Origin of the sequence: Mycolicibacterium peregrinum (genome assembly GCF_001665625.1) — a bacterium.
GTDB lineage: Bacteria > Actinomycetota > Actinomycetes > Mycobacteriales > Mycobacteriaceae > Mycobacterium > Mycobacterium peregrinum_B.
This window is the reverse complement of record NZ_LZSY01000193.1, coordinates 38,584-45,934: the sequence shown is the minus strand read 5'-3', so window position 1 is coordinate 45,934 and position 7,351 is coordinate 38,584. Positions and strand designations below refer to the sequence as shown.

The following is a 7,351-nucleotide window of genomic DNA, read 5'->3' as shown; positions in this document are numbered from 1 at the left end:
AACAACGACCTCGCCTACGAACGCGACTACCAAGCCTGGCTCGCCGAAGAAAACGGACCACCACCACCCTTCTGAGACAGTCGGAGTGGGGATCATCCCTTCATCGGATTCCACGGCCGAGTGGCGATCAGGTCCGCCGTCCACGTGCCGGACCTGACCAGGGCCGCGACTTCCTCGCGGATAGTGTCACCGATCTTCACGCTGAGTTCGCGTGGTAGGTCGAGTTGTGCCGTCGCGGCGACGCCCAGCCGTTGAGTGAGCGTCGCATCCTCGATCGGTGCGAATCGCAAACGCCCATCGTCGATTTCGCGACGGCAGGCGGACAGCGGCAGTACTCCGTAGGCCAAACCCGCCTCGATCACATTCTTCATCGCCGGAAGTGAATCGGTCGTGATCCGGTGACCGAATTGGACTTTGGCGCGCAACGCCGCATTCTGCAGAGCCGTACCGACGCCCGACGACGTACGCGGCACCACAAGAGGCAGCCCGACGACATCGCCGAACCCGACGGCGCACGTGGCGTCGAGGCCCGATTCGGGTCCGCCGACCAGGAACAGTCTTTCTGCCAACAACTCTCGATAGAAAACCCGGTCATCGGGCACGGGGTTGACGAGTGCGATGTCGACCGCGCCCTTGAGCATGTCCTCGACCAGATGGTCCGTACTGCCGACGGTCACCGAGAAGGTGGCCTCGGGAAAAACCGCAGCCAGGCTGCCGAGCAGGGGTGCAGTCAAGACATCGACCGTCGACTCCGGCAGGCCGAGGCGCAGCGTCCGATCGAGCCGGGCCAACGGTGTCCCGGCGTACTGGACGGCCAATTCCAATTGGCGCAGCGGCCCCGCGGTCGAGGCCCGCAGCCGCTCGCCGGCCTCGGTCAGCTCGACACCGCGCCGGGTGCGGGTGAACAACGCAACACCGAGGTCTTCTTCGAGCAGTTGCAGCTGACGGCTCAAAGCCGGTTGGGCGATGCCGAGCAGTCCGGCCGCGCGCGTGATCGACCGCTCCTCGGCGATGCGCAGGAAGTACTTGAGCCGGTGGGTGTCCATACCCATCGAGATATACCAGCCATCGAATATCGGCATGACTGGATGCCGAAATCGGTATTACCTCAGCACTCCGCCGCGGCCCTAGCGTTTCCCTCGAAGCCATGGTGAGAGGAGCCAACCCCATGACGGTCCATGACGATGCCGACGCCATCGCCGCCCTGAATCTCGACAGCCTGCCCCGACACATCATCGACAAGCGCGTCACCGAATTGATGGACCTCTCGGGCAAGAAGGCGTTCGTCACCGGTGCGGGCGGTGACGGGCTGGGCCAGGCGATCGCCAATCGCTTGGCCGGGCTCGGGGCCGATGTCGCATTGATCGGGCGCACTTTCGAGAAGGTTCAACGCCGCGCGGAGGAGATCGAGCAGCGGTGGGGTGTCAAGGCGCACCCGGTGAAGGCCGACATGTCCGACTGGGATCAGGTGCACGACGCGATTCACATCGCACACGAGCAGCTGGGCGGCTTGGACATCATGGTCAACAACCCGGTGATGGTGGTCGGCGGCCCGTTCGAGAAACACACGAAGGCCGACATCGATCACACGGTGCTGGGCAGTCTGACCATGATGATGTACGGCGCTCATGCCGCGTTGGAATTCCTACTGCCACAAGGGTCGGGCAAGATCATCAACATCGGGTCGGTCGGCGGCCGCATCCAGCAGCGTGGGTTGGTGGTGTACAACGCGTGCAAGTCGGGCGTCGTCGGGTTCACTCGAAACCTCGCCCATGAAGTCGCGCCGCGGGGAGTGAACGTGCTCGGGGTGGCGCCGGGGATCATGATCAAACCGGAAATGATGGAGTACCTGCTCGATCCGAAGACCCCGGCCCACTTCGCGGGCCGCGGCGCGATCCTGGAGGCCATCACCACCCAGGTGCAGCTCGGCCGGGCCTCGCTGCCGGAGGAGGCGGCCAACATGGTGGCGTTCCTGGCGTCGGAAGCCGCCGATTACCTGTGCGGGCAGACGATCGACGTCGCCGGCGGGCAGTGGATGAACTGAGATGCCTACGGTCACGGACCTCAAAGCCAGTGCCATCGAGCAGACTGGACTGACGGACTTCGGCGACGACTCCTTCGAGGAGGGCCTGGCGATCCTGGTGGCGTCGCTGGAGACCGAGGCCCGGCTGAACGCACGCGGGGAGGCGTTTCTCTACCCCCGGATCGTCGGGTATCTCGCCCAGCGACTGCAGGTCGAAGACTGGTACCGCCGCCACCCGGAGATCGACGAGGTCCCCATCGTGGCTCCCGTCGTCGGAATGGGACTGCCGCGCACGGGTTCCACAGCACTGTCGATGCTGCTCGCCCAGGACCCTGAGGTGCGCTACCTGCGCCGGTGGGAATCCTCGCAGCCGTGCCCACCGCCGTCGACGGTGCTGGGCGCCGACCCCCGAATTCCACCCGACAAAGGGGAGATGGTCGGTACGCGGCATCATGTCCCGGCGGACACGCACGGTCCCATGGAATGCCACGAGCTGATGGCCCTGGACTTCAAATCGCATCTGTTCCAGTCTTTCGCCCAGGTGCCGACGTATTCGGCCTGGCTGGTGGAAAAGGCCGATCTCACAACGACTCTGAAGTACCAGCGCCGGGTGATGAAGCTGTTGCAGTGGGGTGAACCCGACCGGCCCTGGCGGCTGAAGTGCCCCTCCCACGTACTGTGGTTGCAGGCGGTGGGCCAGGCGTTCCCGGACGCCAGATTCGTGATGACGCACCGGGATCCGACCGACGTCATCCTGTCGGTGGCTGACCTGTATGCCGACATCATCGGCACGTTCACCGATCAGATCGATCGGCCCTACATCGGCCGGCTCAACGTCGAGCACTGGTCGCTCGGTATGGACCGGGCGCTGGGCTTTCGCTCCGAAGACAACGGGGACCGGTTCTACGACATCGATTTTCGGGCCATGCAGGCCGACCCGATCGGCGAGGTCACCGCCCTGTACTCCTGGCTCGGACAGCCTGTGACGGACGAATTCGCCGAGCGGATGGACAGTTGGTGGACTCACGCGGCCGCCGAACGCGAGCCGAGCTCCCACGCCGACCCGGCGATGTTCGACCTCGACCTGGATCAGGTGCGGCCCCGCTTCGCCCGGTATGCCGAACACGCCGCCCGTTGGACCACTCACGAGAACAGGAACGCGCATGGCAATTGACCTCACCGGCGGAATCGACTCGTCCCGCGAATTCGTTTTCGCCCAGCGCCCGGACAACCCGGAAATGCGGGATTCCGTGAGCTTTTGGACGGTCGACGACCGCGGCAAGATCGGGCTGCCCCGTATCGGCATCGAGGCGGTCGCGGCGAACTGGGACAACCACGAGATGCAGATCAATCTGGCGTTCCCCGACGGGCGGGTCTACCGCCTGCGCGACGGGGCACCTTCGTTGCCGGCCGAGGGCCCCGACGGCAGGCCGACAGTTCTCGGCGCGGGCGGGCTGGCCTTTCGCTGCGTCGAGCCGTTCCAGACCTGGACGATGACGTACTCAGGTAAGGCCGTCGAGACGTCGTCGGCCGATCTGGTGGCCGGCACCTCCGACGGCCCCCTGGTGGACGTGACGTTCCACGTCGAGGCGAATATGGCTGTGCCTCCGTGGATCCAGGGCTCACTGCAGAAGGCGGCAGGGGATCGGATCAAGAACTCGGTGGAGGGCGACCTGATGGGCGGTCCCCGCTATGAGCAGCTGTTCCGGGCGCGCGGATCGGTGACCATCAACGGGGACAGTCAGGACTTCAGCGGCAGCGGCCTGCGAATCCGCAGGCAGGGGGTGCGCAAGCTGGGTAGCTTCTGGGGGCACGCCTGGCAGTCGGCGATTTTCCCCAGCGGCAAGGCATTCGGTTACATCGCCTACCCGCCGCGAGACGACGGGCAACCCACCTTCAACGAGGGTTATCTTTTCACCGGCGACGGTGATCTGATCCCGGCACGTGCGGTGCAGGCACCGTGGCTGACAAAGCTGCAGGCACTGGGTGAGGACGTATCGGTGGTGCTGGAAACCGCTGACGGCCGGGTGCACATCGAGGGGGAGACGGTCTTCTCGACCCACGACATCCACCACAACGACAACACGTTCTCGGTGCGCGAGATGAAGAAGGAGAACCCGAACTTCCCTGCCCTGCAACAGGCCGGGGTGCGCTACCGGTGGGACGGTGAGGAGACCTTCGGGATGCTCGAACGGTCCAACCCGATCGAGAAGATCGACCTCGATGCTGGGGCTTGAGGGCAAGACGTTCATCGTCGCCGGAGGAGCGACGGGCATCGGAGCCGGCACTGCCAAACGGTTGGCCGCAGAGGGCGCGTCGGTGGTCGTCGGTGACGTCAACATGCAGGGCGCCAAAGCCACTGCCGAGACCATCACCGCGTCGGGCGGTGCGGCTGTGGCGGTCGAATTCGACCTGGCCGACGATGAATCCGTCCGTCACCTCGTCGACGCCGCGATCGCCGAGTTCGGCGCGGTCCACGGATTGGACAACGTCGGCGCAGACTTGTCGGAGCACAATCTCGGGCGCGACACCACAATCTTGGACACCCCGCTCGAGGTGTGGCACCGCACCCTCGACGTCAACCTGCTCGGCTTCGTACGCACCATCCGGGCGGTGCTGCCGCATCTGCTCGAACACGGCGGCGGCAGCATCGTCAACACGTCGTCGGGAGGATCGCTCGGCACCGACCCCATGCACGTGGCGTACAACGCCTCCAAGGCCGCGGTCAATCAGCTGACCCGTCACGTGGCGAACAACTATGGGGCCAAGGGGATTCGCAGCAACGCTGTGATGCCGGGCCTGGTCATGGGGGAGACCCAGGAACGGCAGAACGATCAACAGATACAGCAGATGTTCCTGATGGCCGCCAAGGTCACCCGTCTGGGCAGGCCCGCCGACCTGGCCGCTGTCACCGCGTTCCTGCTGTCCGACGAGGCCGAATGGATCAACGGACAGACCTGGTACATCGGCGGCGCATCACACATGCGGCAGTGAGCTTAACCGTCGAAGCCCTAGTCCTCCTTGCGGATCAACCGTCCCAGCGCCTCACGATCGGGTGCCAGCAGTTCATCGATGCGGGCCTGGTTCACGTCGGCCACGATGATCTCGCCGACCTCCTGGTACACATCGCTGAAGATGCCGTGCGCCTTCATCTTCTCGGTCTGATAGACGTTGTCCTCCGTCGGCGTCACGTAATAGACGATCTCCGGCTTGAACCGGTGGATCAGCCACACGTGAATGAGGTCCATCAGACGCTTCTTGCGCAGCTTCTCGGCGAAGGTGTTCTGATCGCGCACCGTCAGGATGTTGCGGCCATGCCGATCCTTGATGGGGTCGACGACGACGTTGGCGAGCGGCTCGTCACCGTCACCGTAGATGCCGAGGTCGAGGACGTCCGATCCAGCGCGGCGGGGCCGCAGCTGCACCCGCAGGTTCTCGCCGATCTTGTAGTAATCGCCCCACATCGCCAGCCACTCCTCGAGGAGCTTCTTGGGCACCTCGGTCTGCACCAGATGTTGGTGCTGCGTGGAGCCGGCGCCCATCGCCTTGGTGGTGGCGGTACGGCCCGACGAGGCAGCCAGCGCCGCGTCGCTGCGCGGGCCACCGACGAGTGTCTGCGGTGTGCGGTAAGGGGATTCGACCAGCCGCATCTTGCGTTGCAGCCGCGCCAGTGCCAGCATGCCCTCCTGCTGCAGGGAGGTCGCGAACTCCTCACACGCCACGCCGTCGACCTGATGGCCGCCGTAGGTGATGAAGTTGAAGACGAACCCCATCTTGCCGAGTTCGGCAGGGAACGCCCGCATCTCGTCATCGGTCATGCCGGTGGTGTCCCAGTTGAATGACGGTGACAGGTTGTAGGCCAGCATCTGATCGGGGAACTCGGCGTGGATGGCGTCGGCGAATTGCTTGGCGTCCGCGAGGTCGGCGGTCTTGGTCTCCATCCACAGAATGTCGGCGAACGGCGCGGCCGCCAGCGACTTCGCAATGGCGTACGGAATGCCGCCGCGCACCTGGTAGTAGCCCTCGGGGGTCTTGACCCGCTCACAGTCCCAGGCCACGTCCGCGCCCAGCTCGCGCGCCTTCTCCTGCGCCGTGTACAACGACGCCCGCGCGGCGAAGTCACGCCAGTCCGCGGCGCTCATCGCGGCCGGCTCACCCTCGCGTTCCCGGAACTCCAGCAGTTCGGCGACCGCCTCGCCGTACGTGTTCAGGCCGGCGTCGGCCTGCCACGCCTCGACGAACGCCGACTCGACCTTGTCGAACATCGCGTCCACCGAATCGCCGGCCACATGGGCCTTGACGGCCTCGGCGATCGTGTTCGTGAGGCCCTCGCGTTCCAGCCAGGCCTCTGCGGTCGCATACTCGCCGGCAGGCAGCGCATAGAGAAGATGCCCGTTGAGTTCGGTGACGCCGAGATCGTAGAACCGGCGCACCATCGCCAGGAAACACGACTTGTACGTAGGCACCGACAGGTTCGTCGCCCCCAGCAGGAACGGCTGGTCGCGCTCGTCGGCGCGGCTGTCGATCAGGTTGGCGGCCTCGGCATCGGTGCGGGCGACGATGATGCCGGGCACTCGCATGATGTCCAGCTGGAACCGTGCGGTGTTGAGCCGTTTGATCTGCTCATCCGAGGGCACCAGCACCTTGCCACCCTGGTGGCCGCACTTCTTGGTACCAGGACGCTGATCCTCGATGTGGTAACCCGGCACCCCGGACTCGACGAAGCGGCGGATCAGGTTGCGCACATGCGGATCGCCGCCGTGACCGGTGTCGGCGTCGGCGATGATGAACGGCCGGTAGTCGACGGCCGGGGTGGCTGCGCGCTGTTCGGGGGTCATCCGCAGCCGCAGATACTGCTGATTGCGGTCGGCGGTCAGCAGGGCCCGGACCAGCCCTGCCGCCTCGTCTGGCACCTGGCTGAGCGGGTAGCTGGCCAGGTCGGGCCCGGGATCCTCGCTGATGGACCCCTTGGCCGAGGTGGCCCATCCGCCCAGGTAGATCCCTCTGATCCCCATCCGTTTCATCACGACCGCCTGCCCCGGCGAGTACGGCCCGAAGGTGGTGATGCTCAGCTTCTGGGCGAACAGATCGCGAAGATAGGGAAAGAACGCGGTGGCGGCCTCACGGGCCACCGGATAGTCCGCCGGGATCGTGCCTCGCTGCTCGGCGACCTGACGCGCCGAGTACAGGCGGGTGATGCCCGCGAACCGAGGACTGTCGATGTAGGCCTGCGTGGCCTCGACGTCCTCCCGGAACGGTGACGTCTCTGCGTTGGCTTCGATGGTGGCCATGGGTTTGCTCCTCTTCGAGCTCGGCTTCCTCGATTAT

At 65.4% G+C, this 7,351-nt stretch carries 6 protein-coding genes; 4 read left to right on the top strand and 2 right to left on the bottom strand.

The window, feature by feature from the left end; genetic code table 11:
* Nucleotides 1-92 precede the first annotated feature (92 nt).
* Nucleotides 93-1,046: a LysR family transcriptional regulator gene (locus A5779_RS31060; protein ID WP_064887694.1), complete on the bottom strand. Its 954-nt coding sequence runs from the start codon at nucleotides 1,044-1,046 to the stop codon at nucleotides 93-95.
* A 122-nt stretch (nucleotides 1,047-1,168) separates the two neighbouring features.
* On the opposite strand from A5779_RS31060, the gene A5779_RS31055 reads away from it, so the two are divergent.
* The 4 genes from A5779_RS31055 to A5779_RS31040 all read left to right on the top strand — a co-directional run bounded on the left by A5779_RS31055 (nucleotide 1,169) and on the right by A5779_RS31040 (nucleotide 5,017).
* Nucleotides 1,169-2,044 (top strand): SDR family NAD(P)-dependent oxidoreductase, encoded by an 876-nt coding sequence (locus tag A5779_RS31055; protein WP_064887684.1) that lies wholly within the window; start codon nucleotides 1,169-1,171, stop codon nucleotides 2,042-2,044.
* A gap of 1 nt (nucleotide 2,045) precedes the next feature.
* Nucleotides 2,046-3,197 (top strand): sulfotransferase family protein, encoded by a 1,152-nt coding sequence (locus tag A5779_RS31050; RefSeq protein ID WP_064887683.1) that lies wholly within the window; start codon nucleotides 2,046-2,048, stop codon nucleotides 3,195-3,197.
* 64 nt (nucleotides 3,198-3,261) lie between these two features.
* Complete coding sequence (locus tag A5779_RS31045; RefSeq protein ID WP_207549144.1) at nucleotides 3,262-4,260, top strand: DUF7064 domain-containing protein; 999 nt, start codon at nucleotides 3,262-3,264, stop codon at nucleotides 4,258-4,260.
* Complete coding sequence (locus A5779_RS31040) at nucleotides 4,247-5,017, top strand: SDR family NAD(P)-dependent oxidoreductase (protein ID WP_064887679.1); 771 nt, start codon at nucleotides 4,247-4,249, stop codon at nucleotides 5,015-5,017. The genes A5779_RS31045 and A5779_RS31040 overlap by 14 nt, the downstream gene beginning before the upstream one ends.
* A gap of 17 nt (nucleotides 5,018-5,034) precedes the next feature.
* On the opposite strand, the gene aceA is transcribed toward A5779_RS31040, so the two are convergent.
* Nucleotides 5,035-7,314: an isocitrate lyase ICL2 gene (gene aceA, locus A5779_RS31035; RefSeq protein ID WP_064887677.1), complete on the bottom strand. Its 2,280-nt coding sequence runs from the start codon at nucleotides 7,312-7,314 to the stop codon at nucleotides 5,035-5,037.
* Between the last annotated feature and the right edge of the window lie 37 nt (nucleotides 7,315-7,351).

Coding starts and splice junctions, on each gene's coding strand:
- A5779_RS31060 (WP_064887694.1), bottom strand. CDS start 1,046: ATGGACACCCACCGGCTCAAGTACTTCCTGCGCATCGCCGAGGAGCGG.
- A5779_RS31055 (WP_064887684.1), top strand. CDS start 1,169: ATGACGGTCCATGACGATGCCGACGCCATCGCCGCCCTGAATCTCGAC.
- A5779_RS31050 (WP_064887683.1), top strand. CDS start 2,046: ATGCCTACGGTCACGGACCTCAAAGCCAGTGCCATCGAGCAGACTGGA.
- A5779_RS31045 (WP_207549144.1), top strand. CDS start 3,262: ATGCGGGATTCCGTGAGCTTTTGGACGGTCGACGACCGCGGCAAGATC.
- A5779_RS31040 (WP_064887679.1), top strand. CDS start 4,247: ATGCTGGGGCTTGAGGGCAAGACGTTCATCGTCGCCGGAGGAGCGACG.
- aceA (WP_064887677.1), bottom strand. CDS start 7,314: ATGGCCACCATCGAAGCCAACGCAGAGACGTCACCGTTCCGGGAGGAC.